General features: G+C 60.7%; 25 protein-coding genes. 11 read left to right on the forward strand and 14 right to left on the reverse strand.

Annotation, left to right across the window (positions count from 1 at the left end):
• Positions 1–46: 46 nt before the first annotated feature.
• The 3 genes from KBB96_RS03930 to KBB96_RS03940 are packed head-to-tail and all read right to left on the reverse strand — an operon-like array spanning position 47 to position 1,655.
• Positions 47–301 carry a hypothetical protein gene (locus tag KBB96_RS03930; RefSeq protein WP_211632523.1) on the reverse strand — a complete coding sequence of 85 codons (255 nt, stop codon included), beginning with the start codon at positions 299–301 and terminating at the stop codon, positions 47–49.
• On the reverse strand, positions 298–1,101 hold the full coding sequence (locus KBB96_RS03935) for a DUF899 domain-containing protein (protein ID WP_211632526.1): 804 nt from the start codon (positions 1,099–1,101) through the stop codon (positions 298–300). The genes KBB96_RS03930 and KBB96_RS03935 overlap by 4 nt, the downstream gene beginning before the upstream one ends.
• A 29-nt stretch (positions 1,102–1,130) precedes the next feature.
• The gene (locus tag KBB96_RS03940; protein ID WP_211632528.1) at positions 1,131–1,655 is read right to left on the reverse strand and encodes a DUF1579 domain-containing protein; all 525 of its coding nucleotides are present in this window, start codon (positions 1,653–1,655) and stop codon (positions 1,131–1,133) included.
• A 301-nt stretch (positions 1,656–1,956) separates the two neighbouring features.
• On the opposite strand from KBB96_RS03940, the gene KBB96_RS03945 reads away from it, so the two are divergent.
• Positions 1,957–2,925, forward strand: a complete 969-nt coding sequence (locus KBB96_RS03945; protein ID WP_211632530.1) for a TIR domain-containing protein — start codon at positions 1,957–1,959, stop codon at positions 2,923–2,925.
• 247 nt (positions 2,926–3,172) lie between these two features.
• On the opposite strand, the gene KBB96_RS03950 is transcribed toward KBB96_RS03945, so the two are convergent.
• From KBB96_RS03950 to KBB96_RS03960, 3 genes are all read right to left on the reverse strand, one after another.
• Positions 3,173–3,946, reverse strand: coding sequence for a ferritin-like domain-containing protein (locus tag KBB96_RS03950; RefSeq protein WP_211632531.1), 774 nt, complete (start codon positions 3,944–3,946; stop codon positions 3,173–3,175).
• Between the two features lie 86 nt (positions 3,947–4,032).
• Positions 4,033–4,542: a HEAT repeat domain-containing protein gene (locus tag KBB96_RS03955; protein WP_211632533.1), complete on the reverse strand. Its 510-nt coding sequence runs from the start codon at positions 4,540–4,542 to the stop codon at positions 4,033–4,035.
• On the reverse strand, positions 4,539–5,342 hold the full coding sequence (locus tag KBB96_RS03960; protein WP_211632535.1) for a hypothetical protein: 804 nt from the start codon (positions 5,340–5,342) through the stop codon (positions 4,539–4,541). Before KBB96_RS03960 ends, KBB96_RS03955 begins: the two co-directional genes overlap by 4 nt.
• 362 nt (positions 5,343–5,704) lie before the next feature.
• Here KBB96_RS03960 and KBB96_RS03965 point away from each other — a divergent pair, with 362 nt between their 5' ends.
• Positions 5,705–7,045: an alginate export family protein gene (locus tag KBB96_RS03965; RefSeq protein WP_211632538.1), complete on the forward strand. Its 1,341-nt coding sequence runs from the start codon at positions 5,705–5,707 to the stop codon at positions 7,043–7,045.
• 435 nt (positions 7,046–7,480) lie between these two features.
• On the opposite strand, the gene KBB96_RS03970 is transcribed toward KBB96_RS03965, so the two are convergent.
• Positions 7,481–7,822 carry a hypothetical protein gene (locus tag KBB96_RS03970; protein ID WP_211632540.1) on the reverse strand — a complete coding sequence of 114 codons (342 nt, stop codon included), beginning with the start codon at positions 7,820–7,822 and terminating at the stop codon, positions 7,481–7,483.
• 148 nt (positions 7,823–7,970) lie between these two features.
• Between KBB96_RS03970 and KBB96_RS03975 the strand changes: the two genes are divergently transcribed.
• On the forward strand, positions 7,971–9,560 hold the full coding sequence (locus KBB96_RS03975) for an OpgD/OpgG family glucan biosynthesis protein (RefSeq protein ID WP_211632543.1): 1,590 nt from the start codon (positions 7,971–7,973) through the stop codon (positions 9,558–9,560).
• Positions 9,561–9,746: 186 nt separating this feature from the next.
• Here the strand turns inward: KBB96_RS03975 and KBB96_RS03980 are convergent, their stop codons facing one another.
• The 6 genes from KBB96_RS03980 to KBB96_RS04005 form a co-directional block, all read right to left on the reverse strand.
• Entirely contained in the window at positions 9,747–10,220 is a 474-nt protein-coding gene (locus KBB96_RS03980) for a DUF4870 domain-containing protein (protein ID WP_211632545.1), read from the reverse strand.
• Positions 10,221–10,457: 237 nt separating this feature from the next.
• A complete protein-coding gene (locus tag KBB96_RS03985) occupies positions 10,458–12,035 on the reverse strand; it encodes a S10 family peptidase (protein WP_211632547.1) in 1,578 nt (525 codons plus the stop codon).
• 190 nt (positions 12,036–12,225) lie between these two features.
• Positions 12,226–13,473: a Gfo/Idh/MocA family protein gene (locus KBB96_RS03990; protein ID WP_211632549.1), complete on the reverse strand. Its 1,248-nt coding sequence runs from the start codon at positions 13,471–13,473 to the stop codon at positions 12,226–12,228.
• An 84-nt stretch (positions 13,474–13,557) separates the two neighbouring features.
• Entirely contained in the window at positions 13,558–14,838 is a 1,281-nt protein-coding gene (locus KBB96_RS03995; RefSeq protein WP_211632551.1) for a hypothetical protein, read from the reverse strand.
• Positions 14,839–15,155: 317 nt separating this feature from the next.
• Complete coding sequence (locus KBB96_RS04000; protein WP_211632555.1) at positions 15,156–16,481, reverse strand: NAD(P)/FAD-dependent oxidoreductase; 1,326 nt, start codon at positions 16,479–16,481, stop codon at positions 15,156–15,158.
• Between the two features lie 470 nt (positions 16,482–16,951).
• Positions 16,952–17,653 carry a DUF4190 domain-containing protein gene (locus KBB96_RS04005; protein WP_211632557.1) on the reverse strand — a complete coding sequence of 234 codons (702 nt, stop codon included), beginning with the start codon at positions 17,651–17,653 and terminating at the stop codon, positions 16,952–16,954.
• A 122-nt stretch (positions 17,654–17,775) separates the two neighbouring features.
• On the opposite strand from KBB96_RS04005, the gene KBB96_RS04010 reads away from it, so the two are divergent.
• The 3 genes from KBB96_RS04010 to KBB96_RS04020 all read left to right on the forward strand — a co-directional run bounded on the left by KBB96_RS04010 (position 17,776) and on the right by KBB96_RS04020 (position 20,783).
• Entirely contained in the window at positions 17,776–18,690 is a 915-nt protein-coding gene (locus KBB96_RS04010) for a histone deacetylase family protein (RefSeq protein ID WP_211632558.1), read from the forward strand.
• Positions 18,691–18,987: 297 nt separating this feature from the next.
• The gene (locus KBB96_RS04015; RefSeq protein ID WP_211632560.1) at positions 18,988–19,575 is read left to right on the forward strand and encodes an Ig-like domain-containing protein; all 588 of its coding nucleotides are present in this window, start codon (positions 18,988–18,990) and stop codon (positions 19,573–19,575) included.
• A gap of 242 nt (positions 19,576–19,817) precedes the next feature.
• The gene (locus KBB96_RS04020; protein WP_211632562.1) at positions 19,818–20,783 is read left to right on the forward strand and encodes a 2-dehydropantoate 2-reductase; all 966 of its coding nucleotides are present in this window, start codon (positions 19,818–19,820) and stop codon (positions 20,781–20,783) included.
• 96 nt (positions 20,784–20,879) lie between these two features.
• Here KBB96_RS04020 and KBB96_RS04025 read toward each other — a convergent pair whose 3' ends face one another.
• On the reverse strand, positions 20,880–21,680 hold the full coding sequence (locus tag KBB96_RS04025; RefSeq protein WP_211632564.1) for a LysM peptidoglycan-binding domain-containing protein: 801 nt from the start codon (positions 21,678–21,680) through the stop codon (positions 20,880–20,882).
• 398 nt (positions 21,681–22,078) lie between these two features.
• Between KBB96_RS04025 and trpS the strand changes: the two genes are divergently transcribed.
• From trpS to KBB96_RS04050, 5 genes are all read left to right on the forward strand, one after another.
• The gene (gene trpS / locus KBB96_RS04030; protein ID WP_211632566.1) at positions 22,079–23,047 is read left to right on the forward strand and encodes a tryptophan--tRNA ligase; all 969 of its coding nucleotides are present in this window, start codon (positions 22,079–22,081) and stop codon (positions 23,045–23,047) included.
• Positions 23,048–23,116: 69 nt separating this feature from the next.
• Positions 23,117–24,034 carry a heme o synthase gene (cyoE, locus tag KBB96_RS04035; protein WP_211632568.1) on the forward strand — a complete coding sequence of 306 codons (918 nt, stop codon included), beginning with the start codon at positions 23,117–23,119 and terminating at the stop codon, positions 24,032–24,034.
• An 18-nt stretch (positions 24,035–24,052) separates the two neighbouring features.
• Positions 24,053–24,829, forward strand: a complete 777-nt coding sequence (locus KBB96_RS04040; RefSeq protein WP_211632571.1) for a hypothetical protein — start codon at positions 24,053–24,055, stop codon at positions 24,827–24,829.
• Positions 24,829–25,557, forward strand: a complete 729-nt coding sequence (locus KBB96_RS04045; RefSeq protein ID WP_211632574.1) for an SCO family protein — start codon at positions 24,829–24,831, stop codon at positions 25,555–25,557. The genes KBB96_RS04040 and KBB96_RS04045 overlap by 1 nt, the downstream gene beginning before the upstream one ends.
• The gene (locus KBB96_RS04050; RefSeq protein ID WP_211632576.1) at positions 25,554–26,123 is read left to right on the forward strand and encodes a DUF420 domain-containing protein; all 570 of its coding nucleotides are present in this window, start codon (positions 25,554–25,556) and stop codon (positions 26,121–26,123) included. The genes KBB96_RS04045 and KBB96_RS04050 overlap by 4 nt, the downstream gene beginning before the upstream one ends.
• Positions 26,124–26,151 lie beyond the last annotated feature (28 nt).

The following is a 26,151-nucleotide window of genomic DNA, read 5'->3' on the forward strand; positions in this document are numbered from 1 at the left end:
TAGGGATGGGCTAACAGCAAAGTGGGTGGCGGAAGGGGAATCAAGCTCACACCGCCTTCCCCGACTGCAAGCGACGGAACCGTTGCACGGCGAGGAAGGCCAATGAGAGCAGGCACAGGGCGATCAGCGCGTGGCGGATGATGGACGCCGCTGGAATCGAGAGGCCGATGCCACTGGCCAGCGCGACATAGGCCGCGAAACAGGCCGGGCATTTCGGCATCAGCACCAGCACCGAGCCGGGGAGAGCCCACCGGATGAATCCGAGGACGCTCCGGCCGTGGCACGCGCAGCCCGCTTTCACGCCACGGCCTCCTTTTCCTTTTTGGAACCGGAGCCGCAGCAGCACGAGGTGTCCTCCGCGGACTCGTATTTGTCGTGATGGCGCAGCCAGTTCTGGGCGGGTGGTGGCGAGGTTTCGCAGCGGCCCTTCGGCGTGAGATCCAGGAAGTGGTGGGTTTCGATCAGCACATCCAGACCACGGGCATAGGCGGAGTAGGTATGGAAGACGTTGCCGTCCTCATCCTTGTAAAAGACGCTCACGCCCGGCAGCTCGTCGAAGGGATAGGGCGAGGTGCCATAGTTGTATTCCTTGCAGCCTGCGGCCACCTGCTCGGGCGTGAAGGAGACCTTGTAGTCGTAGTTGAAGTCCGAGCCATGGGACGACACCCACGCGAATTTCCAGCCCATGCGGGCGCGGAATTTCCCGATCTCCCCCAGCGGCGCACGGGAGACGCACATGAAGGTCACGTCCGCTTGCTCGAAGTGCTGCTGAGGTCCCTCCACCTGGTCGGCGAAGTGCGAGCAGCCCACACAGCCTTCCTCCCAGCCGGGAGCGAGCATGAAGTGGTAGATGATGAGCTGACGCTTCGACCCGAAGAGGTCCGCGAGCTTCCGTTTTCCGTCCAGCGTCTCGAAGGTATAATCCTTCTCCACCTTCTCCCATGGCAGGGCACGGCGGGCGGCATTCACTTCATCGCTGAGAGCGGTGAGTTCCTTTTCCCTTTTCAGGAGTTCCTTGCGGGCCTCGATCCATTGGTCGTGCGGCAGTACGGCATGACCGGTGATGGCGTCTTCCACGCCGTGGATTCCCTGGTGTTTCATGGTCGTCGTGGTGGATTGAGGTTTGAAGATTACTTCGCGCGGTGGGCGTGGACGGTGACGCAGGTGCGCCACTCGCCGTCATCGCCCTGGATCGCGCTGGTGAAGAGCTTGTGATCCGGCGTGAGCAGTTCGATGCGCTCGCGGAAGCGCATGGTCTTGCCGGGCTCCATCGGGCAGGAGCCTTCGGTGTGGAAGGTGAGGACCTTGCCATCGTCCGAGACCTCGCCTTCGTAGTTCCAGAGGCGGCTGGTCATGGTGTCCACCCAGGTGGCGATGTACTTCTGCTTCTCCGGCGAGTAGCCGATGGTGAAGATCGCGCCGAAGGGCATCTCGGGAGATTCGCTCTTGGTCTCGCTGATGAGCCAGAAGCCGCCGAGCATGCGGGAGCTGTCGTGGCCGACGGTTTTCATCGGCGGCTGGTCCGGCATGCACTGGAGCTCGGCGGCGGTCTTCCATTCGCCGGCGAGGCGCTCAAGCCAGGCGTGTTCGGCCACGGGCGGCGGCATCTGAGGCATGCCGGTGGCGGGAGCTTCGGGAGTTTGGGTCGTGCTCATGGTGGTGGTGATGTTTGGTGTTTCGGGGTTCGAAGTGAGATCGCGTTTCCGATCTTCACCCTATTGACGAACGGCGGACGCGTCTCAGGACACGCCGGGACATTTTTTCGGAAAATATTTCCGATGTCCTGAAACGATCGTTCGAATTTGTGGCCACGCGCCCATTCGGACACCCTTTTCACAGGAAGGGCATCCGCGCCACTGGAGTTTGACCTCCAGTTTCGCTTTTGGCAGCCGACGAGGGAGATACTCGATCATTGCTTGCTTTTTCTTGCGTTGTGGCTTCGATGATTGCGTAGACATGACCTCGACCGAGCGCAAAAAGGCAACCGTCATAACAAAATATATTTTGGAGTCGTTTGCTGCAAATGACTGGTATGAACTCGGGCAAATTACAGGAAAGCTAGATTTAATTACGGAGCATCCTCGGCTTCTTCGAGCGTTAGGTTTTGGGGATGATGATTATGGACATTGTGTTGCAGAAGTATTGAATAATATTTTATCATCAGATTCTTCGCTGATTGATGAAATAGTTAATCATTTCGATATGGATCTATGGTATCAGCAAAAGGATCCCGCCAAATTTCAAAGAGTATTTTCAGATACCCGATCGATTTCAGCGGATTTTTGGAGGGAGGGTTTTTTGAAATTATTTATAAGTCATCTAACCTCCAATAAAGATAAGATGTCTGTATTGAAATCCGCCTTGGGAAACTGGGGGGTTTCGGCATTTGTTGCTCACGAGGATATCGAGGCTTCCCGAGAGTGGTTGAATGAGGTGGAAATAGGACTTCAAACAATGGAGATATTAGTAGCAGTTGTGGAACCAGGATTCAGAGAATCAGACTGGTGCGCTCAAGAAGTCGGATATGCATTGGGAAGGAATGTAGACATTATTCCGTTGAAAGCTGGGATGGATCCGTTTGGTTTCTTTGGGAAATTTCAAGGAGTTCAGATTAAAGGTAAATTTCCAGAAGAGGTGGCATATGAGATTGTGCGGTTGTTGCTAAAAAAGCCGAAGTATAGAAATAGACTTCTTGAGTGTATGAGTCGTGCTTTTTCTACATTGTCGTCAACACTGAAAATAAAATTAATAGGTGTGCTTGATTCTTGGAGTGTAGTGACCGATGATCAGACTAAATCCCTTTTGGAAACCAGCTCAATGTCTGATTATGAGCGTATTAAGTTGAAGGATCTTGTTGGGAGAGTGGGGGCGTTTAAAGTTCATCAAAACGCAGAGATTTGGGATGATGATGAAATTCCCTTTTAGTGCTGAAATTCAGGTTTGTCTGTGGAATTCCAACGCATGTCCAGCATCGTTGATGTCATGATCGCCATAAAGAAACTCTCCACCGGTGCCTCATAGGAGAAGGGGGGCAGCATCATGCCATGTAGGCGATTTCCGTATTGGGACGTTTTATCGAGGTGTATCCAGCGAGCCGAATACCATCAATACGACGGGGCGCATCAGCTAGATCGGCAAATGCTCAAACCTGATATTTTTCTTTTTCAGAACCCTAACAAACTTCCGTTTTGCACTCTTGCTTTATCGACAGCGACGCATCCGCGCCAAGGTTCCTCACGACGTCCTCCCGCAGCCCGGCGATGAACTTGCCCATGTCCCGCCAGATGGTGCTGTAGAACTCGCGGTCGGTGGCACCCAGCGCCACCAGCGCGCCACGGTGATTGATCCACAGCACTGTTCCGGCGGTCAAGCCACGCAGGCGGAAAAGGGCCTCCCAAAGGCGGCCGTAACGTTTGCCCTTGTGGCGGCCATCACTGGCGAGGCGGGCGCGATGAAAGGCGATGTGCCCGGCTTCGTCGCGGATGATCAGGCGGCACATGCCGCGCAGCGCTTCATCCCCGCCGTGGCGGTGCAGCATCTTGTAGTACACATGGCTTACGATCTCGGTGAGCAGCAAAGCGTAGAGCTCGAAGCCGACCCCGAGCCATTTCCGCAGTCCGCAGAAGAGCCCGAAGCTCCAGTGGTTGTCGATCGGCCTTCCACCGAGCCGTGCGAGCATCACGCCGAGCAACCGGGAATGCTCGACTTCTTCCGCGAACCACAGGTCCACCAGCGTGTGGATGCCGGGATCCGAGGTCAGCAGACTTTCGCGGTTCCATGCGATCAGATAGGCCGGACCGCCGCCATCACCGAGCTGGAATTGTTGGATCGAGCGGGTCAGTTTTGCCAGCCGCTTGCCTTGGAGATCGAGTGGTGCATCCCAATCCGGTTCCGGGCGTTCGATGCCATTGCGGCGGAAGTGGGCGATCCAATAGTCGATGTTCATGATGCCCGGAAGCTTCCATGCGAATGGGAAGCTCCGGCGCGGGCGCGATGAAAAGCGGGTGAAGATTGGCCGAACGTGCGGCGCGATTACTTCCCGTGCCTTGCGCGGATGCGGGCGAGGGCTTCCTGGCCCTCCGGAGTATCGCTCCAAGAGGGAAGCTCCAGGTAGTCGGCGGCCTCGCGGCAGGCGGTGGCCTCGGCCGCATCGCTCATGCGGGTGGCGGCTTGGCGCAGGATGGGAATGGCATCCTGTTCGCCAAGCTGGATCAGGCCGTCACGGGCCGCGAGGCGGATGTCCGGATCGGGATCCTGAAGAAAGGCGGCGATGGTTTTTACCGCTGCCTGTTCATAGGTGGTTACGGCCTCCTCAATGCTCTGCCGTGCCGCGGCGCGTTGTTCCGGAGAGGCGGGCGGTGCCGACTTCGTTCCGATCAGCGGGCCGGCAGCTGGTGCCGTTTCCTTGGCGCGCTCCGTCCTGGATGGCGGAGCAAGGCCTGCCACCGGTAAGGACGGGGCAGGCTCATGACGCAAGGCGAAGATCCCGAGGCCGATACCCAGAACCGCCACTGCGGCGATGGCGGCGCCCCCGCGTTTCATGGAGTCGAGGGAGCAGGGGAGGCGTCCGCGTTTTTGGCTCCCGGCGCGGCAGGTGTGGCATTCGTGTCCGGGAAATAGGTTTCCAAACGCAGGCCGACGCCGTTGGCGGTCTTGTAGGTACCGGTGTAGGTGGTTTTGCCCAGAACCTCCACCACGGCTGGCACCGCTGCTACATCGTCATTTTCAGCGTTGGTGGGACCCGCGTTGGCTGGTTTGGCAGCGACAGGGGCGACGTAGCCGATGGTGCCGATGAGACTGTAGGTTTCCGAGCGGACGATGATCGGATAGGGGGTGTTGGCAATCTTCACGCCGGTGGTCTTCTTCGACTCGGTGCCGGAGAAAGTGCCGCCGCCATTGTTCACGGAAATCGCGCCGTAGGTGAAGCTGTTCACCACATTGCTGGTAGTGGAGCCAGAGCCACCGGAGCCGCCGCTGCCACCTCCGGTGGTGGCGACGGCCTTGTTGGCGCGGCCTTTGACCGCAGGTTGCGTCAACAGATCATCCGGGATGGAGATGGCGGGCTTGCCCGGTTTGAAGGCATAGATGTCACCGGCATCCGCATCATCGGTGAAGCGGGAGAGCGACCAGCCTTTGATGGAACCATCGAGGAGACCGTCCGCGTTCATCGCCGTCAGGATCTCCTGGTTGGTGAAGCGGGCTGCGGCCTTGGCGTCTTCATTGATCGTGGCCTGCAGGGCGACAGGCGCGCGCACGCCGACCTTCACTTCAGGTTCATCCGCGCCAAAGGAAAAAGAGGCAGCGCCGAGCAGTCCGGCGGTCACAAGGGTGATGGATTTCATGAGATGGGAAAATATTTGGAATGGATGGGAGCGAGACCCGTCCTTGCACGTAGGAAACGCCACATCACCGGACATTTATCGGCGGATTTCCATGGAAAAAAACCGGGTGGCCCGAGGACGGCCCGAGAATGGTCATGCAATTTGCGCGGAATGCTCTTTGGGTCCCCGGTCGGTGTTCTGTGGGGCACGCATGAGGCCCTCTCATCGGAAATGAGGGTTGTCCTGCCGTGCGCTCATTTTGAGGTATTGGAACGCCGTTTTGCAATGAGTCCGCAGCATCGCGAAGGCGACGACGATTCACCTTCGGAAAGCCGCCGCAGGGACGGGTTGGCAAACGCCGCGCTCTATCAGCAGGCGACCACATGAAAGCAACCACCACCTCCCTGCTGATGCTGACCGCCGCTCCGGTTTTCGCCGGAACGCCCGCCCCCCAAGTCGATGCACCCGCTTCTTCCGGAAGCTGGCTCGACGATTTCAAGCTCGATGCCGAACTGCGAGCCCGTGCCGAATGGACGGACAACGTCCGCGATTTCAACGACGACCTGAACGCCAGCGATGACGATGGCTGGCTGGCCACCCGCGCCCGTCTCGGCCTCGGCTGGACGCCGGAGAAGTGGCTGAAGATTTATGCCCAGGGGCAGGATGTCCGCGAATTCTTCTCCGGCCGTCCGCATGATACGCTGGGTGGAGCGAATGGTGATGACAGCTTCGACCTCCGCCAGGCTTACATCCAGCTCGGCGATCTCAAGCAGTGGCCGCTCCAGCTCACACTGGGCCGCCAGCCGCTGGACTATGGCTCGAAGCGTATTCTCGCCGACTCCGTGTGGGGCAACTATGGCCGCACCTTCGATGCGGCGAAGCTCACCTGGCAGATCAACAAGGACTGGAGCGTGGATGCCTTCGCCGGAAACGTGGTCACGATCGAGGAAGACCAGTTCAACGACTCCGACCACAATGCCGACCTCATCGGCATTTACGCCACTGGCAAGATCCCGCTCGGACAGACGCTCGATTTTTACGCCATTCACCTCGACAGCGAGCATTCCACGATGGCTCCGGTGAAGGGCGACTTCTGGACGCTCGGTTCGCGTCTCTTCAAGAAGCCCGGCAAGGATTCGCCGTGGGACTGGGAACTGGAGGCCGTGCTCCAGACTGGCAACGTGATGTTCGGGAAGAAGGATCTCGATCTGCTGGCCTTCGGGGGACAGGCCACGCTCGGCTACACTTTCGCCGACTGCACCTGGTCGCCTCGCCTGAGCGCGAACTACAGCTATGCCAGCGGTGACGATGACCGCACGGATGGCGATCAGCACCGCCTCCAGCCGGTGTATCCCTCCACCCACACCATGAACGGCCTGCTGGATTCCATCGGCTGGGCGAACGTTCATGACCCATACTTGGAATTCACCGTGGTGCCAGCGAAGGATTGGAAGATCGGCCTCCAAGGCCATGCTTTCTTCCGTGCGGAAACCGGGGACTTCGTTTACCGCGCGAATGGTTCGACGCCGGTCCGCATGCCTGCCGGTTACAATGGCGAGAGCTTCGTGGGCACGGAACTGGACCTCTACGTGCAGGGTGCTCTCACGAAGAACCTGGAGTTGCTCGCAGGCGTGGGTGCGCTGTTCGCCGGAGACTATCTGGACAGCACTGGCACCGATGATACCGCGAAGACCGCCTACCTCCAACTCACCTACAAGTATTGATGATGCGGGCCGGTTTTAGAACCGGTCCTGTAGCAGACGTAGCTCATCGCGCCGCGGATCCGGCTCCAGGGTGCCTCCATCATCGGAGACATCGGGCGCCCGTTCCGCGGCGCAGACCGTACCGAGCATGCTTGTTTCTAGCCATTCGCCGGTCTCAAGCATGTCTGGGGGTGGCGTGTCCGGCATGGGAGTGTCGATCACCCCATGGTAAGGGATTTCGCTCATGCCTTCTCATACACCGGAGCGGGGAGGCTGTCGCGTGACAGTTTCTTCAGAAATGGTAGCCGGAGTCGTGAGACTTCGGGCTGGGTGGACTTACCCTTGTCGCATCGCTTCCTTTCGGTGAATCGAGAGCAGACTGGATGTGCGGGAAACGACGGGACCCAACCCAGCCTGAAGTCTTACGACTCCAGCTACGTCAGAAGGGCGCTAGGTTCACGCGCGTTGCTGGAACGGGTAATCGACGGTAGGATCGCGATCGGTGGGGCGGGCGGGCATGTTGCCCGGAGTGGAGGCGGACAATTCGCCGATGAGAATGTAGTCCTCCGGCGTTTCCAGCTCTCCGGTTGCCGTGAGGCTTCCCGGTTCGACGGATTCCGTCCAGACACCGCCAGCCACGGCACGGCCCGATCTCACCAGCAGGTCGCGCAATTCCGGCTGGGTCATCTCGGTGCGGGAAATGACGATCAGGCGCGCTTCCTCCATCGCGGGCGGCTGCCAGAGATGAGTGAAAACCTTGTAGTGATACCACGGGTCGTTTCCTCTTTGGTGGGCCATACTGTCATATTCGCCGTACATCGACCGAACGTCAAGGAGCCGCTGGAACCAAGCGTTGGCGGGGCTTGGGTGGAATGCGGTGGCTTCCTGTTGGAGTGTTTCGGCCCGTCCTTGCAATTCGCCCGCGCGCGGTGAAAATCCGGGTCCCGTGACCGCCGCTCCGAAGCCACTTTCCGCCTCCCTCCTGCTCGTCCTGACCGCCACTGGCATGGCTGCGGAGGAGTTCTCCTATGACTCGCTCCGCGCCGAGGCCCGCACGCTGGCCGCCGCGCCCTACGAAGCGCCGAAGGACAATCTGGCCGACTATTGGAAGAATTTGACCTACGACCAGCATCGTGACATCCGCTTCAAGATGGAGTCCGGCCTGTGGTGGGACCAGAAGGTGAATTTCTCCGTGGATTTCTTCCATCCCGGCTGGACCACGAAGCGCACCATCTCCGTGTCCGAGGTGGTGGGGGGCAAATCGAGCCACCTCGATTTCAACCAGAGCCTCTTCAATTACGGCAAGAACGTCATCCCGAAGGGCACGCCCGCGCCGCAGGGCTACGCCGGCTGGCGCGCTCGCACGCACCTGAACTCGGAGGACTACATGGATGAGTTCCTGGTGTTCCAGGGTGCGAGCTACTTCCGCGCGATCCCCCAGAAAACCGTGTATGGTCTTTCCGCCCGTGGCCTCTCGCTGAACAGCGGTCTGCCCGGGGTGCCGGAGGAGTTTCCGGATTTCACCGAATTCCACCTCCAGCGTCCGGGCAAGGAGGACAAGTCGCTCAAAGCTTGGGCGTTGCTCAATGGCCCGAGTGTCGCGGGGGCGTATCAATTCACCGTCACCCCCGGCGTGGAAACCGTGATGGATGTGGAGGCCGAGCTGACGTTCCGCAGACCGGTCCAACAGGTCGGCCTCGCGCCATTCTCCAGCATGTTCTGGTTCGGCGAGGGTACCCAGCCGCGCCCCTATGATCATCGCCCGGAGGTTCACGACAGCGATGGTGTCCTGATGGAACTGGGCAGCGGCAATCTCCACTTCCGCCCCTTGGAACATGCCAATGACCGCTTCCGCCATTGTGTCTTCCGCCTGGAGAAACCGCGCTCGTGGTCGCTGCTGCAGCGTGATCGTTCGTTCTCGTCCTATCAGGATCTGGAGGCCGGTTATCACAACCGCCCGAGCGTGAAGGTGGAGCCGGTGGAGGGCTTCGACCTCGGCAAGCTGCACCTCATCGAGATGCCCACGCATGACGAGACGGATGACAACGTGATCCTGCTGTGGGAACCGGAGCCGGGCTTGGAAGTGGGCAAGGCCTATCGCTTCCATTACCGCCTGCGCTGGATGCGCGATCCCGCGCCGTCCGGGCTTTTCCAAGTGAAGGCCACGCGCCCCGGTGTGCCGGTGAAGCAGCCGGGCCAGATGCTGGTTTCGGTCGATTTCGCCAAGCCGCTTTACCCTGAGAAGAAAGTCGGTGATCCGAAGTGGGACGATGCCACCAAGATCAAGCCGGTGGTCACGCTGAACAAGGAAGGCGTGAAGCTCGTCCACGTCGGCCTCACCGATCTGAGCATGGCGAACGTGGATGATATCGCCGTCGCCGATGGCCGCAATCCGGCGATGCATATGCCGCAGGTGCTGCGCGCGTTCTTCGTGTTCGAGCCCGGACAGGAGAAGGACATCGACATGACCTGCGAGCTCCAGGATGCATCCGGCAAAGTCCTTTCCGAGCGCTGGGTGTATTTGTGGAGCAAGTGAGCGGAACGTATCTTGCGTGGCTGAAGTGGTGACCCTTCAGGCTGGGTGGATTTGGGCTCATCCTGAGATTTCGGACGTCTTGTGACTACCGCATAATCTCCCTTCGGAGGCAGGGGAGCGAAGAGAGTCGCAAGGCGGGGGGATATGCCCCGCCCGAAGTCTGACGACTCCGGCTACGAAGAGATCTCAGAGCACCCGGATGCAGCACGGATAGCGGTACCACTCTCCGCGGTTCGCGGCGATGGCGGCCATGATTTCCGCCACCAGCATGAGAATGGCCACGATGAAAAGCACCGGGAACAGGACGATGCCGATGCCACCAAGAAACATCAGCAGGATCATCAGCGCGCCGCCGCTGAAGAGATAGATCAGCTTTGTGATCTGGAAGTTCAACGCCTCGCGGCCATGGTGGTCGATATAGCGGGACTGGTCTTTTCGCACCAGCCACAGGATCAGCGGGCCGAGGAAACCGGTGAAGATTGGCAGGAGATGGCACAATAATCCCATCGTCCGTTCCTCTTCCGTGGACAATGGATAGGTGGGTGATGGAATCATCATGCCGGGCGGCAATGCCGGAGGCGGCTGCGGCAGCATCGGCGGTGCGGCAGGTGGCTGCACCATCGGCGGCGGCACCGGTGGCATGGAGGTATCGGATTCCATGGGCAAGGACGATAGCCTGCGGAGAAGGGGAGTCGAGAATGCTCTTTATGCGGATGCCTCTGCGTACGTAGTTCCTCCTTCAGGAGGGCTGGGTGGATTCGGTTACGGAAATACGGCGGCCCGGTCCATGGACCTCCGTTTCAGAGATTTCTGAAAGCGGGCGTGGAGGAACCAGACTGCTGCACTGGCGGAGGTAATTTTTCCCCGCCCGCCTGAAGGCGGAACTCCGTACGAAGACTACTTCGCCGCGCCGATGAACTTCACCAGATCCTCGCGGGCCTTTACGCGGTCGGGCGGGTTGAGGTAGAACATGTGGCCGGCATCGTAGTAGGTGAAACTCACGTTCCCGCGCTGCGGTTCCGGCAGCTCGAACATGTGGCGGAAGGTGTGCGCGATGCCATCGGGCGGGCAGGCGAGGTCGGAGTGACCACACATGACCATCACCTTCAGGTGTGGGTTGTCGCGCATGGCCTTGGCGATGCGGCTTCCGAGGTTCGTCGCGCCGCGGCTGGAGTTCCAGTTCCACGGGTTGACCTTGCCGGTGAGGATCTCGTAAGGCTGGTCTTCCTTCCAACCGAGATCGCGGCCGAGGTAGGTCAGCATCGCGGTGGAGAAGGCTCCCTGGGCGAGCGAATAGGAAGGATCGTAGTCCGGTTCCAGCTCCGCCTCGCTGGTGGCACCCCAGGCGACACGCGCGTCGAAACGGCCGATCACCTTGTGCTCCTTGCGCAGCAGCTCGGCTTCGAATTGCGATGGCGAAAGCCGCAGGTCATTGGCGAGCCAGATCGAAGCATCGACACCGCTGTAGGATGTGAGCTTGTCCGCCAGTTTGGCGCGCTCGTCAGAGGAGAGCTCGGTGCCGCGCAGCAGGGCGGTGGCGTATTCACCGAAGGCGAACTTCCGCGCCTCTTCGAACAACGCATTGCGATCGCCCTTGAGCTTGCCGTGGAAATGACCGACCGAGGCATACACCGGCAGGAACACGGGATAGACGATGTCATCGCCCGGGCCGCCGCCGAGCGTGCGCAGATCGAGGACGGAGGAAAGCATCACCACCCCGTTCAGGCTCATTCCATAGCGGGATTGCAGATGGTTCGCGAGACCGGCCGCGCGGATGCCACCGTAGGACTCGCCCAGCAGGAATTTCGGAGAGCTCCAGCGGTCGTGCTCGGTGATCCAGCGGCGGATGAAATCGCCCACGGAATTGACGTCCTCTTCCACGCCGTGGAATTCGTTCGGCTTCACATCCTTTTCGACGCGGCTGTAGCCGGTGGAGACTGGATCAATGAAAACGAGATCGCAGACATCCAGGATGCTCTCCGGATTGTCGATCACCTGGGCGGGCGGCGGCGGAGCCTGGGTGCCATCTCCGGGAATATCGACCCGCTTTGGTCCGAGCATGCCGAGGTGCAGCCAGACCGCGGAGGAGCCGGGGCCGCCATTGAAAGCGAACATCACCGGTCGCTTGGCACGCTCGGCATCGCTCAGACCGGTGCGGGTGTAGGTGACGTGGAAGACCGAGGCGCGGGGTTTGCCCTCGTCTTCCTTCAGCATGATCTTGGCGGTGGTAACCTCGTAGGGGATCGGTTTGCCACCGATGGTCACCGTGGCCGAGCGGGTGACGGGTGGGGAATCCTTGGCGTCCTTGCCCTCTTTCCCTTCCTTGGTTTCCTTCGGAGCCTCCTTGTCTGTCTTCTCTGCCTTTTCCACCTTGTCGGGTTTCTCGGCTTTGGCGGGTTCCTTCTGACCTTCCGCGTTGATGGCGGTCAAGGTCAGGGCGGCGAGAGCGGTCAGAGCGAGGCGGGTGGGTTTCATGGCGGAATCAGGGAATAAGTGGAGACGGAGCGATGCGGGAACGTCTTACAGCGATGCCGGGTGGTGGGACATTCTGAAAAAGTGCGGGTAGCGCGGAGGTCCTCCTTCGCGCCCAAGGAGGACGGCTTTTCGGGTGAAGGCCGTCCCTGTCCAACAGCAGGCCGTTCACAGCCCGCTTGGAGGCCCTTTCTCAATGCATCGGCGCGCCCTTGGCCACGCGCGAGGCTTCGGACTGGAATGCCAGACGATGTCCGGCCAGTCCATCGAGCCCCGGCGGCAAAGCCTGCGGTCCCTTGAACAGACCCTCGAGCGCGTCCACGATCCCGTAGTCGCCGCCACCGTGACCGGCATAGCCTTCATCCGCGGGCTTCACGATCTCCACCGGCTCGATCAGGCCGTGCTCGTGATGGCGCAGCCACAGCTCCGGCGCACCGGCCTCGTGATAGGGATGCCCACCCTTGAGCGCGGCCTTGGTGCCGTAGATCTCGATCGCGCGGGCGTAGTCGAAGGCCGTCATCGTGTGGGTGACGGTGATGCCGTTCTCCAATTCGCAGGCGAGCACCTGATGATCCACCACGTCATTGTCGCAGTGATAGACACAGCGGCCCCATGGCGAGGTGCGCAGGAAATCGAGCACGGTGTCATCGTCCGCCTGTTCCCAGCCATCCATCACCATGCCCAGCCAGCGGCGCTTGTCGGTGAGGTATCGGTGCGAATCGTAGATGCACTCCTTCGCCGCCGGACAACCGTCCGTGCAGCGTGCGGGCGCACCGGCCGGAGCATTCTCCGCACGGAACCAACTACGATCCCCGTAGCTGGAAACGGAGGATACGGCGGAATCGCCGAGCCAGCAGATCAGGTCGGCATCGTGCGAGCACTTCGCCACGATCATCGGCGTGGAGCGGTCGGTGCGGCTCCAGTGGCCGCGTACGAAGGAATGCGCCTGATGATAGGGCTCCACGCCCTCGTGGGTGCGGATGGACATGATGCGGCCGAGGCGACCGCTCTCGATCACCTTCTTCACCGTGGAGTAGAACGGCGTGTAGCGCAGCACGAAGCACAGCGCCACGCGGCGGCCGAGCTCTCTCGCGCGCCGGTCGATGGCTTCGCAGCGCTCCAGCGACTCGGCGGCGGGCTTTTCCAGCAGCACGTCATAGCCCGCCTCCAGCGCCTCCATCACGTGGCCGAAGTGCTGCGAATCCTGCGTGGCGATGACCAGCACATCCGCCAGCTTGCCTGCGGCGAAGAGCGCCTCCGCGGATTGGAATTCCTGCACCTGCCCTGCGGGGGCGAGTGAGGACACGGCCTCGCGGCGGACCGCCACCGGATCGGCGGCGGCGGTGAGACGGTAGCGATCGCCGAACGACGCCGCGATTTTCGCATAGGTGCGGCCGCGCGAACCGCAGCCCAGGACGGCAAGAGACAAAGAATCAGACACGTCCGAGGCCTACCTGCCGGGACAGCCGAAGTCCAGAATCCAGACGCGGAACGGCTTCATGGGCCCTACGGAGGATCAAGGCGGTTAGCGGCTCAGGCGCTGCTGGACGTAGCCTTGGAGATTCTGCGGGAGCTGGTGGGTTTGGAGGTAGTTCTTGGCCGCGGTGGCATCGGTGCGCATCCATGCATCGATGGTGCGGCGGTACATGCCTTCCTGCGCGCCCGGATCGCCGAGCTTGGAAATCTGGCTGATGGCCAGCTCCGGAGCTTTTTCCATCGAGTTCCACACGAACTGTTGGATGTTGCGGTCGGTCACGTCCGCCGGGTGGCTGTTCATGAAGGACAGCGCGGCCTGTGGATCATCTTCGGCCATTGTGTTCACGATGCCGCGCAGCGCGTTGCTGCGGGCCTCTCCGGCGGGAAGGGCCTGGTAGTAGGCGGTGGCGGCCTTGGAATCCTTCTCCATCCAGGTGCTGATCACGTCATCCATGTTGCGCGAGGAAGCTTCGCCGGGATTGGCCAGCAGCCAATCGGCGGTGCCCTTCGGATCGGTCTTCGCGAGTTGGTCGGCCACGCGCTCCATCGCGCCATTGCGCAGTCGCTCGTCCTGGATCGAGGCCACCCATTCACGGGTCGCATCGGTACCTTGGGAAAGGATGTGGGGTAGCACGCCGACCAAGGCTTCACCGCGCTCGGCGCCGTAGGGCATCTCGGCCATGAGGCCGGTTGCACGGGTGGGATCGGTGGAGGCGATGCCGCGGATGATGCCCGCCATGTAGGGATTGGCATCGTCACCGGTGTGATTGGCCTTGGCCCAGGCGATCGCCGCGTCCGGATCATTGGTGGCCCAGGCGGAGAGAATGGCATTGGTGGCATAGCCGCCGCGGGTGTTTTCCTTGGCGTAAGCCAGCGCACCGGTCGGGTCGGCCTTGGCCCAGGCGGTGAGCATCATCGAATATTCGCCGAAACGGCTTTCGGTGATGCCGAGCGAGCGGAAGCGGTCCACGGCATCCTTGAGTTCGGACGGGTCGAGTTGGTCGAGGTAATCGATCAGGGCACGGTTGCGGGCCAGCGGATCCTCGCCGCGCATGATGCTTTCCAGTTTCGCGAGGCGGGCTTCCTTCGTCGCGGGGCGGTTGGCATCGGCGGAGGTGCGGCCACCGTTTTTACCCGTGGTGCGATCCGTCGAGCGAATGCCACCACTGTCCACACCACCGGAAGAGCCGGAGCGCGGGCCGGTCAGGGATTTCACCTCCTCGGAGGCAGCGGTGCTGTCTTTGGAGGTGGAGACACTGGAACGGCCGGCTAGAAAGGCTCCGGCGCCAATGACGACGACGGCGGCGGTGGTGACGAACTTGGGTTTCATGGCGTGGATGGGTGGATAGCGGCGGAGAAGCTCCGGTTTGTCTGCCGGAAATGTGGAGATCCAACAGGCAACGTCGCCCGGAACGGACTTCTTGCAACCATCTGTCAGTCAAACGAGACGAACAGCAAAGAATGGGGGGCGAGCCGCAGATGGACACAGATGAACACGGATGTAAGAGGGGATGATTCGGAAAGAAATTCCTGGGCTCCTCTCTGGCTCGATCTCGTCCCTGTTCATCCTGTTTATCTGTGGTTGGGAAACGAAAAAGCGGACGCCGCCTCCGGGACGTCCGCTTTCCAAAATGCAGTGCGCTGAGATTACGCCTCCTTGGCGACCGTGCCCGGGCGGTTGACGATCACCCGCGCCTCCGGATTGTCCCGGATGTAGGAGAACGCCCAGCCGAGCAGGACCGAGAGCTTGTTGCGGAAGCCGACGAGGAACAGAATGTGGATGAACAGCCACATCAGCCAGGCGATGAAGCCTTTTACCCGCATCTGGCCGGCCTTCACCACGGCGTGGTTTTTGCCGATGATGGCCATGAGGCCCTTGTCCCAGTAACGGAACTTCGCGCGCAGCGAGGCCTTGTCGCCTGCGAAGCTGGTAGTATCGAGACGAGCGTCCTCCTTGAGAACCTTCGCCACGTGGCGGCCCATCTGGGAGGCGGCGGGGGCCACGCCGGGCACCGGCTTGCCGTTCTCGTCGAGTATGGCGACCAAGTCACCAGCCACGAAGATGTCCGGCTTGCCGGGAAGGGAGAGGTCCGGATTCGGAGTCACCCGGCCGCCGCGGTCGGTCGGCACGCCGAGGAGGGCGGCCAGCGGGTTGGCAGCCACACCGGCGGCCCAGATGATGGCCTCGGATTCGAGAACGGTGCCGTCCTCCAGTTCCGCCCGGCCTTTGGTGATGTTCACCACCTTGGTGGAGGTCATGACTTCCACGCCCTCCTTGATCAGTCGCTTTTTGGTATAATCGCTCTGGTCCTTGTCGTAAACGGCGAGGATGCGGTCGGCTCCCTCCAGCAGCAGCACGCGCAGCTTGGAGGTATCGATGCGGCGGAAGTCCTCCTTCAGCGAGCGGTGGATCAGGTCGGCGAAGGCACCGGCCAGCTCGACGCCGGTCGGACCGCCACCGATGATGACCACGGTCATGAGGCGCTTCTTTTCGGCTGGATCGCTGGTCAGCTCGGCTTTCTCCAGATTGGAAAGCACCGTGCGGCGCACCGTTTGTGCTTCCGCGAGGGTCTTGAGGCCCAGCGTGTGCTCCGCCCACTCGTCGCGACCGAAGTAGCCGGTGCGGGCTCCGGCAGCGAGCAGAAGGGTATCGTAGTGGTAAACGGTGCCGGACTTCCCGTTGGCGGTCTTCGCATCGCTGTCGATGGCGGTGATCTCGTCCATCAGCACGGTTACGTTCTTCGCCTTGGTCAGCACCTGACGGATGGAACGGGCGATGTCGGACGCGGCGAGGGAGGCCGTGGCGACTTGATAAAGAAGAGGTTGGAACAAGTGGTGATTGTTCCGGTCCACGAGGGTCACGTCGAACCGGGAGTCATTCGCCAACTTCTGTGCACATTCCAATCCTGCAAATCCGCCCCCGATGATGAGTACCTTCCGGGGGCCCTTGGCGCTGGCGTTTCGCTCGCTCATTTCGCTGTGGAAGGTCGCACAGCATGATCTGAGGAACAAATGCAAGCTTGTGAATTATTTCACAAGCGATGAAATGAGCTCATGAGGGGCGGTTTTTATTTGAATGCAATGACTTGAATTCAGAGTTCGCCGATTTTTCGAAGTTTTTTCGTCATATGGGAGGCTGCAAAGACCGGGTTTGCAAGTTTTTGGGTGAAATGTCCCCGTTTTGAAGGTCCGATTTGTAAAAAGTCGCCGGTCATTGTTCAGGCGAAATCCCCGGGATGTAGCTGAAGTCGTAGGACTTCAGGTTATGGAGAGATGCGAAGCCCCACCAGAGGTTCAGTCCGTCCCCGACCATCTAGGGCAGCGCAGGGGGGGAGGTGAGTTTCGCCACCATTTGAGGTCCTGCGATTCCGGTTGGACTCACGTGGGCAGGCTAATGGAAAGGAACTCGCCCTAGTATGCGGCAGCAAGCCATCGGACTCGGCCTAGCGCAGGTCTTTTCCTGGTATCATCACTGTATCGGGACCGGACTTCAGCACAGCCTGCTGTTGTTGCTCGGGCGTAAAATCCTCGATTGATGCATCGGAAAACAGTGCCTTGTATCTCTTGTCGCCGATGGCGGGGCTGATCAGCACCAAGCGGCGAGGGCCGGTGGATTTCGCGCCGGGGAAGTAGTGCCAATCGCCTTTCATATTGCGCGAGACGCGCAGCAAAGACTTCAGATCGGAAGTGATTCCGGCGGCCTCGAGCTGGTACAGGGTGTTCTTCGCGGTCAGACCTGTGTCCTCCTTGATCTGTCCGGCAAGAGCGTCCGAGGGAAAGCTGCCATAGTCGGATTCAAATTCTTCGAATAGCACCACCATCTGGATCATGTGGGAGGTGATCATGACGGACGTTGCTTTTTCCTGCTGCTTCAGCAGCACCGGCATGGCAAGGGCGACCAGCAGCGCGATGGTGCCGACAATGACGCTGGTGGCGTAGCCCATGACCAGACCGATCATGGACACGGTGCCTCCGCCGAGGGTGCCGCCGGAGCGTTTGATATTTTTCTGGGCGATGTGGCCGGTGATGATGGCGGGGATGCCCGTGAGCGGCCCGGTGAAAAGGCCGCCGATCCCGCAAATGAGGCTGGCGATGGCGGCTTTGCTTGTCCTGGCGGGTAGGGCGGCTGGGATCGGAGTGTTCACGGTGGCGGTGATAGGGCAAAGGAGCTTGGTGGCAAGATTTGTCGGAGACTGGGGACCGGTTGCACCTTTCTTAAAATTCCATTGGCTTTCCGGGCCGTCCTCTGTTCGCTGTCCGACAAACGATGCGCTGCTTCTACTCCCAGGATTTCGAGCTCGCCCTGCCTGCCGGGCACCCGTTTCCGATGGACAAGTTCCGCGTGTCGAAGGACATGCTGCTGGAAGGCGGCATCCTGCGCCCGGAGGAGATCATCGACGTGCGGGTGGCGGATTCCCATCTGCTGAAGCTGGCGCACCAGCCTGACTACATCTCGAAGATCCAGTCCGGTTTGCTCGACCGGAAGGAGCAGCTCCTGCTCGGACTGCCCGCCAGCCCGCAGCTTTATTCGCGCAGCGCCACCGAAGTAGAGGCCACGCGTTTGGCCTGTCATGCCGCGCTCGCGGAGGGCATCGGCGTCTGCCTTGCCGGCGGAACCCATCATGCCTTCAGCGAACACGGCGAGGGCTATTGCGTTTTCAACGATATCGCCATCGCCATCCGCGACATCCAGGACAAGCAGCCGGGCATCCGCATCATGGTGGTGGACACGGATGCGCACCAAGGAAACGGCACCAATGCCATCCTCGGCCATGACCCGCGCGTGTTCACGTATTCGATCCACGTCGGCCGCAATTATCCGACGAAAAAAGTGGATGGATCGATGGACGTGGAAACCGTCCGCTACGTGGAAGGGGAGATGTATCTCAAGCAGCTTTTCACTTCGCTGGCGAACGCGCTCGATGCCTTCTCGCCAGATCTGGTGATCTGGGTGGCGGGTGCGGACAACCATCGCAACGACCGTTTCGGGCAGATGCATCTTTCGGTGAAGGATCTCCAGCGCCGCGATGAAGTGCTGCTGCGTGCGTTTCTGAGGAACCGCATCCCGGTGACCGTGCTCTATGGCGGCGGATACAACCGTCAGCCGGAGTTCACGGCGAAGCTCCATCGCAACACCGTGGCGACCGCGAAGAAGCTGGCGGCGGAGTATCGGGGGCTGTGAGAATGCTTTGAGGGTGGAGTGCCTCTGTTGTAGCTGAAGTCGTGAGACTTCAGGCGGGGTGGATTTCCGTGAGAGTGGTGACGATTATTTTCCAGAGATCGTCGGAAAGAAACTGATATCGCGGAGAGCGGGTGACTCTCCCCAGCCCGAAGTCTCACGACTCCGGCTACAGCAGAGTGCTGCTTCTTGGAAGGCGACTGTTAGGTGAGTCAAAAACGCATGCGATAAGCATTTGATCATCCGCATATCCCGCCGTTCATCACGGCTTAATGATTGCGGTGTTAGGGTGCGTGCAGGATGAAAGCACAACCCCTTGCCCATGTTGCCAGTCTCCTCCGTGCCGCCGCGTGCGGATCCTTGCTCACCACCATCGCCGCTGCCAACGAGGTGCCGGTGGTGGCACTGACCGGTCCCACCGATGGAGTCGCACTCCAAGCCGGGACGTATTGCAAGATCACCGCCAATGCCAGCGACCGGGATGGCTCGATCGTCAAGGTCGAGTTCTCCGTGGATGGCGTGGTGATCGGTGAAGCCACGCGCGCGCCCTATGAAGTCACCTGGAACAATCCGCGCGCCGGTTCACGGGTGGTGTCCGTGCAGGCCACCGACAACGAGGGCGCGGTCAGCCGCTGGGACTATGCCATCGTCAGCAGCCAGGCCCGTGCCACCGATCCGCAATGGACCGAGGGACCGCGCAAGGGCTATCAGATGACACTCTATGGGCAGCCGGGCACCAGCTACCAAGTCCAGTATTCGGAAGACATGCGCACGTGGAAGACCATCCGCACCGTGGATGTGAAGCACGACGCCGGCATCGTGATCACCGATACCAGCGCCGCCAGCAATGACACGCGCCGCTACTACCGATTCCTCGCGATGAAGTGAACGCGATTCAGAGGTTCATCCGTGGTTTGATCCTTTCATTCCGCACTCCGGGATTGATTCAAACCGGAGCCGCCCAAGAGTGGTATTCGATGACGAGGGTGTGGGTAGACGTTTCGGGCGGATACGACTGTCCGGCTTTGATCAAACAACGAGGGGAGACATTGCAGGGCGTCAAACGATAATTCGATGATGATCGAACTTTCTGGCACCGGGTGTGACTCGCTCCTTGCCTCCGTGCGCCGATGGGCTTTGCTGCCGCGGTGAGCTGGACCTTTGAATCGGTGGCGGTGGTGGGATCGGGAGCGATCGGGTTGTACTACGGCGGTCGCCTGGCGCAGTCCGGTGCGGATGTGCGTTTCCTGCTGCGCTCGGATTTCGATGCCGTGTCGCGCGATGGCATCCGCTGTGAAAGCGTGCATGGAGATTTCCACCTGCCGCAGGTCCGGGGTTTCCGCATGCCGGAGGAGATCGGGCCGGTGGACCTGGTGATCGTGTCATGGAAGGCCACGTCAAACGCGCAACTCACCGAAGTGCTGCCTCCGCTGCTGCATGAGAATACACAGGTGCTTACGCTTCAGAACGGCCTGGGGAACTGTGAGACGATCGCGGAGATCGCCGGAGCGGACCATGTGTTGGGCGCATTGTGTTTTGTGTGCCTCAACCGGCTCTCGCCGGGCTTTGTGAGCCACACGGCGGGCGGGAGGATCAGTGTGGGGGAATTCATGCCGGATGACCGTGGGCGCTCGGCGGAGATTGTCCGCCGTTTCAAAGCGGCCAGCATCCCTGCCGAACTAGGGGAGCCGCTGGAAGAAGCTCAATGGAAAAAGCTCGTTTGGAACGTTCCTTTCAATGGTCTCGCGGTTGCTGAAGGAGGAGTGACCACGGATGTATTGCTTCAAACTCCCGGCATCGAAGATGAGATCCGCGTCTTGATGGGGGAGGTCACGGGCACCGCCCGGGCGCTGGGGCTGGATCTTTCCGATGATCTGATCGATTTCAATATCGAGCGCACCCGTCCCATGGGCCCCTATCGTCCCTCCAGCATGATCGATTTCGTGGAGGGCCGGGAGGTGGAGGTCGGCCCGATCTGGGAGGAACCGCTGCGCCGTGGACAGGCTGCGGGAATCGCGATGCCGCATTTGGAACGCCTGCTCACCCGCATCCGGAAAAAGATCGTAGAGCGCGACTCGGCGGTCAGCGCGCGATGATCTTATCTTCGCTGGAAGCTTTCGTTTGAAACTATAAAACCCGCCCGGGGAGCGACCCCAGGCGGGTTTTCTTAGTCCTTTCCAAAGACTCGGGTGCTAAGGCTGGGCGGGAATATAAAGTTCCGAACCCTTGGCGAGGACCGTGCTGGTACTAAGAGTGAGACCGTTGAGATCGTTGAGGCGTTCCGCCGTGGTGCCATGCTGGGAGGCGAAGCTGCCGTAGCTGGTTTCATCCTGGATGATGATCGAGCGGATCGTGGGTGGCTTCGCACCGCCGCCGGTGGTTGGAGCCGGGGTTTTGGAGGCTTCCGCGGTGGCTTCGGGCTTCGGCTGCGGAGCGGCAGGCTTCGGAGCCGGATTGGAGATTGTCTTGGATTCGTTGGAAGCGAGCGTTGGGGCCTCCTTGGCGGGTTTTGATTCCTGCTTGGCGACTTCCGTCTTCGGCTCCTTGTCCTTGGTATCCTTCTTCGCCACGGCCTTGGATTCCTTCTCCTTGGCATCGGCCTTGGAATTGTCCGGGCGGTTGGAAGCCGTAGCACTGGAACCAGGAAGCTTCAGGATCTGGCCGGGATGAATGATTGTCTCGCTCTTGATACCGTTGGCCTTGCCGAGGGCGAGGGTGGAGCAGTTGGTCTTGCGGGCGATCTTCTCAAGGGTGTCACCGGCGCGGACCGTGTAGGTGCCGGATTTGGCGGCAGGTTTTTCGGTCTTCTCGGCGGCGACCGGCTTGGCGGTTTCCTTGGAGTCTTTCAAACGGCTGTTCTCCTGCTCAAGCTGGCGGATCCGCTGATCCAACTCCAAGCGACGTTCGCGCAGGGTTTCCAGTTCCGATTTCGAAAATGCAGCCGGTGCTCCGAGCACCAGTGCGAGAGTGGCATACAGCGTGGTCGCCTTCATGATTCGAAGTTTTTCAAAAAATCGGTAAAGCTCAAGAAGAATTTAAGATTTATTAAAGATCGTAGGTTTCAAGCGATCTGTGTAAAGATGGGAAAGGGAGTGTGGCGGACATAAGGAGGCTTGATTTGTAAAAGCTGGGGCGTGTGAGCGGGTACGGATCGTACGTTTCAATCTGAGTGGTCGCGTTCGTGAGAACGTGGGCGGGGAAGACTCTCTCCTGCCTGAGGCTCCCAGTCTCACATCAAGCCTTCCTCCTCACGCACTCATCCCATTCGGTCCATTCGGGAATGATCGTGAATCTTCCCCGCCCACGTTCTCACGAACGCGGCTACGAAGATGTGGTCCGGGAAAGGTGCCGGACTTGACCGTTCCGTCACCACGCGTCCATCTTCCGCGCCATGCGAATCCTGACCGGGCTCCAACCCAGCGGAAAACTCCATGTCGGCAACTACTTCGGTGCGATGCAGCCGGCGGTGCAGTTGCAGGACAAGGGCGAGGCGTTCTACTTCATCGCCGACTACCATGCGATGACCTCGTCGCAGGATCCGGCGGCGCTGCGTGAAAACGTCCGCGAACTGGCGATCGATTTCCTCGCCTGCGGCCTCGATCCGGAGCGCGCGGTGTTCTTCCGCCAGAGCGCGGTGCCGGAGGTGAACGAGCTGGCGTGGATCCTCTCGACGGTCTGCCCGTTCAGTCTGCTGGAAAAGGGCCACTCGTATAAGGACAAGGTGGCGAACGGCATTGCGCCGAACCATGCGCTGTTCGCCTACCCGGTGCTGATGGCGGCGGACATCCTGCTTTACGATTCCAACCAGGTGCCGGTCGGCAAGGACCAGAAGCAGCACCTGGAGATGACCCGCGATCTGGCGGGGAAGCTCAATGAAACCTATGGGGAGGGGACGGTGGTCGTGCCGGAGCCGATCATCCGCGAGGACACCGCGGTAGTCGTCGGCACGGATGGCCGGAAGATGAGCAAGAGCTACCACAACACGCTCCCGATATTCGGCGAGGAGAAGCCTTCCAAGAAGATCATCATGAAGGACCTCGTCACCGACTCGACTCCGCTGGAGGAGCCGAAGCCGGTGGAGGACTCGACGATTCTCGCGCTTTACAAACTTTTCGCCAGCGAGGCGGACTACAACCAGATGGTGGCGGACCACCTCAGCGGTGGCTTCGGCTACGGCCATTTCAAGACGCGCCTGGCCGATGCCTACTGGGACTTCTTCGCGCCGATGCGTGCGCGCCGTGAGGAAATCATCGCCGATCCGGGCTATGTCGATGCCGTGCTGAAGCGCGGTGCCGAGCGCGCCCGCGAGGAGTCAGCGAAGGTGCTGGCTCGCGTCCGCAAGGCGGTCGGCCTCGTTTGAGAGATCCTTATTGCGGGAGCTTGGCGCTTGGCATGCGCCGGGCGGTCCGCATGATCCGCCCCCGAGACGATGGCCGAAGAAACTCCGGTGCCCCCTGCTGAAGAACCACACGAGCCGCTGCTGCCGGTCCCCGGACTGCGGCAGGATCTGGCCGTGCTGATGAAGGTGCGGCTGAACGTGTTCGTGCTGATCACGGCATTCTTCGGCTACCTGCTGGCTTCGCGGGGGCACGCTTTCGACTGGATGCGCATGTTGAATACGCTGCTGGGCACGGCGGCGGCGGCCTTCGGCTCCGCGGCGTTCAACCAGCTCATGGAGATCGACCTGGATAAGCGGATGCGCCGCACGGCGAATCGTCCGCTGCCTGCGGATCGCATGGACCCGATGGTGGCGTTCGGCGTCGGCTGGGTGCTTTCCGCCTTTGGTATCCTCCACCTCGCCACACTGGTGAATGGTCTTGCGGCCACGCTTACGGCAGCGACCATCGCCATCTACGTTTTCGTTTACACCCCGCTGAAGCGTCTCAGCTCCACCAATACGCTGGTGGGGGCGATTCCCGGAGCCATCCCTCCCGTGATCGGCTGGGTGGGGGCGGGAGGTGCGCTGGATTGGCGGGCGGCCTTCCTGTTCGCGCTGCTGTTCCTATGGCAGCTTCCGCATTTCGTGGCGATCAACTGGATCTGCCGCGAGGAATACGAGCAGGCGGGTTACAAAATGTGGTCGAATGGGGATGTCAGCGGGAAAAAGAGCGCGCTGCTGTCCACCATCTTCGCGTTGATGCTGGCGGCGATCTCTTTGATGCCGTGGGTGATGGGTTTCGCGGGCTGGCTGTGGGGCGTCTTCGGCCCGCTGCTGGCGCTGCTGATGGCGGGGCTGGCGTGGCGCTTCCGGGCGGCCGGGGACCGGGCTTCCGCACGGAAACTGTTCTTTTTCACGTTGATCTACCTGCCTGCGGCACTTGGTTTGCTTGCCATCGCTTGGCGCTAGGTTACGGTCCGCCGCCCGATGCCTGTGGACAACAAGCCTCTCCAGCCCGCCGTTCGTGATCCGAAGGCGCTCCGCCGCACCGCGATCACGCTGGTCGTCATCATGCTGCTAGGCGGGGTGATGGTTCATATCGCCTACCGCAAGTGGTCGAAGAACCACCAGCAGGACAATGAACCGGCGCGTATCTCGCGCATCGTGCCGGGCCGCGAGCTCGACGTGCTGCGGCAGGATGGCACCCGCGGCCGCGTGCCGGATGGCAATGGCAAGGTCTGGGTGGTGGTGGCGGTTTCCTCTGCCGCCCCGGAAACTTCCGCGATCTCCACCGGCGTGATGAAGCGGCTGGCTGAACATTATGCGGCCAATGACGATGTGGTGTTCGTTTCATTGGTGATCGATCCCGGCGCACCGGAGCAGCTCGAGAACCTGTTGAAGGCGGAAAGCGACAAGCTCGGCGCGAAGCTGCCGAAGTGGACGGTGGCTTCCACGGAACCGCAGACACTGCACAAGTTCATCAAGAACGAGTTCAAGCCCTCGCTCTATCCGCATGAGGAAAACGGCAAGTGGGTGTACGATACCTCGATCATCCTGATCGATCGCAACCGCCACATCCGTAATGCGGTCATTCCGCAGAAGCGCGGTGGCGAGCCATATGTGGCCCGTTTCGATTTCGACCAGGCCGCGGAGTGGGACTCCAAAGGCGTGAAAACCGGCACCGACCGGACCAATGTGCAGGAGCTGGAGAGCGTCCTGCAAAACACCATCGAACAGCTCCGGGCGGAGCCGCTGAAAGACTGATGAACTCGAAAGGAAAACTGTTTGCGATCTACGGCACCGTCGCCGTGATCTGCGTGGCGATCATCAGCATCGCCATGTGGCTGCGCCCGGGAGTACAGGGCTCGCCGAATACGCTCGTCGTGAATGCGGGCAAGGCGACCGAGGAGAAGTGGCTGCCGATCGAGAAGGACATCGAAGGCGTCAACCAGCTCGGTGAGAAGGTGAAGCTGTCCGATCTCAAAGGGAAGGTCGTGTTGCTCGCCGAGTTTTTCGCCGTGTGCCCGCACTGCGCCCAGCGCAATGGCGTGGAGATGAAGGCGATCTACGATGCCTTTGGTTCCAATCCGGATTTCCGCATCGTGTGCATCTCGGTGGATCCGGCCAATGACACGCCGGAGAAGCTCGAAGGCTATGCCGCGGCCTACGGTGCCGATGCGAAGAACTGGTGGTTCTTCAATGCCGGGGACGAGAAGAAGGTCCATGAGTATCTGGAGCATGAGCTGAAGTTCATGGGGATCCGCGAGCGCCGCGATCCGGCGGATATCGAATCGAACGGCCGCTTCGCGCATGACCTCGCATTCCAGCTCGTGGACCGCGATTGGCAGATCGTTGGCAAGTGGCCGCTGGCCGATGCGCGCTCCGAGGAATCGATGAAGCGTCAGCCGGAACTCTACGAGGAATTGAAGACTCATCTCTATGGTCGCATCCGCACGGAACTGGCGAAGAAACCGCAGACGGTGGAACGATGAACGACGAGCGCAGGCAGTGGCTGTCCCGCACGCCGAATGAGGCGTTGTCGAAGAAGCTGGGAATCGTGACCTGGGTGCTCACCGCGGTGGTGCTCATCCTGGTGGGGCTGATGCGGCGTCCGGAGTTGCGCATTCCGCTGCCGGACGGGTTTTCGTTTTCCTTCCTGCCGCCGGTGCATGCATTGCTGAATACGCTGGTGGCGTTCAGTTTGATCGGGGCCTTGGTGGCGGTGAAGAAGGGGAGGATCGGGCTGCACCGGTCCTTCATCTTCGCGGCGATGGGGCTCTCGGTTGTGTTCCTGCTGTGTTATGTGGCGTATCATTTCACCACGGAGGAAACGCGCTACGGCGGCACCGGCTGGATGCGCGGGGCGTATTTCTTCCTGCTCATCACCCATATCACGCTGGCGGGCATCAGCCTGCCGTTCATCCTGTTTACTTTCACGGCGGGGTGGACGAACCGTTTCGCCGCGCACCGTCGACTGGCGAAGTGGGTGTTTCCGTTGTGGCTCTACGTCGCCGTCACCGGCCCGATCTGCTGGCTGATGCTCCGGCCGTATTATTGACCGGGAGCGGCTGATCGAAAGCAGCCAC

Source organism: Luteolibacter ambystomatis, assembly GCF_018137965.1.
Lineage (GTDB): Bacteria > Verrucomicrobiota > Verrucomicrobiia > Verrucomicrobiales > Akkermansiaceae > Luteolibacter > Luteolibacter ambystomatis.

Bases quoted from the DNA above. Each gene is read 5' to 3' on its own strand.
- KBB96_RS03945 (WP_211632530.1), top strand. From the start codon at position 1,957: ATGACCTCGACCGAGCGCAAAAAGGCAACCGTCATAACAAAATATATT.
- KBB96_RS03970 (WP_211632540.1), bottom strand. From the start codon at position 7,822: ATGGCCCACCAAAGAGGAAACGACCCGTGGTATCACTACAAGGTTTTC.
- KBB96_RS04010 (WP_211632558.1), top strand. From the start codon at position 17,776: ATGCGCTGCTTCTACTCCCAGGATTTCGAGCTCGCCCTGCCTGCCGGG.
- KBB96_RS03950 (WP_211632531.1), bottom strand. From the start codon at position 3,946: ATGAACATCGACTATTGGATCGCCCACTTCCGCCGCAATGGCATCGAA.
- KBB96_RS04020 (WP_211632562.1), top strand. From the start codon at position 19,818: ATGGGCTTTGCTGCCGCGGTGAGCTGGACCTTTGAATCGGTGGCGGTG.
- KBB96_RS04000 (WP_211632555.1), bottom strand. From the start codon at position 16,481: ATGAGCGAGCGAAACGCCAGCGCCAAGGGCCCCCGGAAGGTACTCATC.
- KBB96_RS03955 (WP_211632533.1), bottom strand. From the start codon at position 4,542: ATGAAACGCGGGGGCGCCGCCATCGCCGCAGTGGCGGTTCTGGGTATC.
- KBB96_RS03980 (WP_211632545.1), bottom strand. From the start codon at position 10,220: ATGGAATCCGATACCTCCATGCCACCGGTGCCGCCGCCGATGGTGCAG.
- KBB96_RS04045 (WP_211632574.1), top strand. From the start codon at position 24,829: ATGAACTCGAAAGGAAAACTGTTTGCGATCTACGGCACCGTCGCCGTG.
- trpS (WP_211632566.1), top strand. From the start codon at position 22,079: ATGCGAATCCTGACCGGGCTCCAACCCAGCGGAAAACTCCATGTCGGC.
- KBB96_RS04025 (WP_211632564.1), bottom strand. From the start codon at position 21,680: ATGAAGGCGACCACGCTGTATGCCACTCTCGCACTGGTGCTCGGAGCA.
- KBB96_RS03985 (WP_211632547.1), bottom strand. From the start codon at position 12,035: ATGAAACCCACCCGCCTCGCTCTGACCGCTCTCGCCGCCCTGACCTTG.
- KBB96_RS04050 (WP_211632576.1), top strand. From the start codon at position 25,554: ATGAACGACGAGCGCAGGCAGTGGCTGTCCCGCACGCCGAATGAGGCG.
- KBB96_RS03940 (WP_211632528.1), bottom strand. From the start codon at position 1,655: ATGAGCACGACCCAAACTCCCGAAGCTCCCGCCACCGGCATGCCTCAG.
- KBB96_RS04015 (WP_211632560.1), top strand. From the start codon at position 18,988: ATGAAAGCACAACCCCTTGCCCATGTTGCCAGTCTCCTCCGTGCCGCC.
- KBB96_RS03960 (WP_211632535.1), bottom strand. From the start codon at position 5,342: ATGAAATCCATCACCCTTGTGACCGCCGGACTGCTCGGCGCTGCCTCT.
- KBB96_RS03995 (WP_211632551.1), bottom strand. From the start codon at position 14,838: ATGAAACCCAAGTTCGTCACCACCGCCGCCGTCGTCGTCATTGGCGCC.
- KBB96_RS03935 (WP_211632526.1), bottom strand. From the start codon at position 1,101: ATGAAACACCAGGGAATCCACGGCGTGGAAGACGCCATCACCGGTCAT.
- cyoE (WP_211632568.1), top strand. From the start codon at position 23,117: ATGGCCGAAGAAACTCCGGTGCCCCCTGCTGAAGAACCACACGAGCCG.
- KBB96_RS03965 (WP_211632538.1), top strand. From the start codon at position 5,705: ATGAAAGCAACCACCACCTCCCTGCTGATGCTGACCGCCGCTCCGGTT.
- KBB96_RS04040 (WP_211632571.1), top strand. From the start codon at position 24,053: ATGCCTGTGGACAACAAGCCTCTCCAGCCCGCCGTTCGTGATCCGAAG.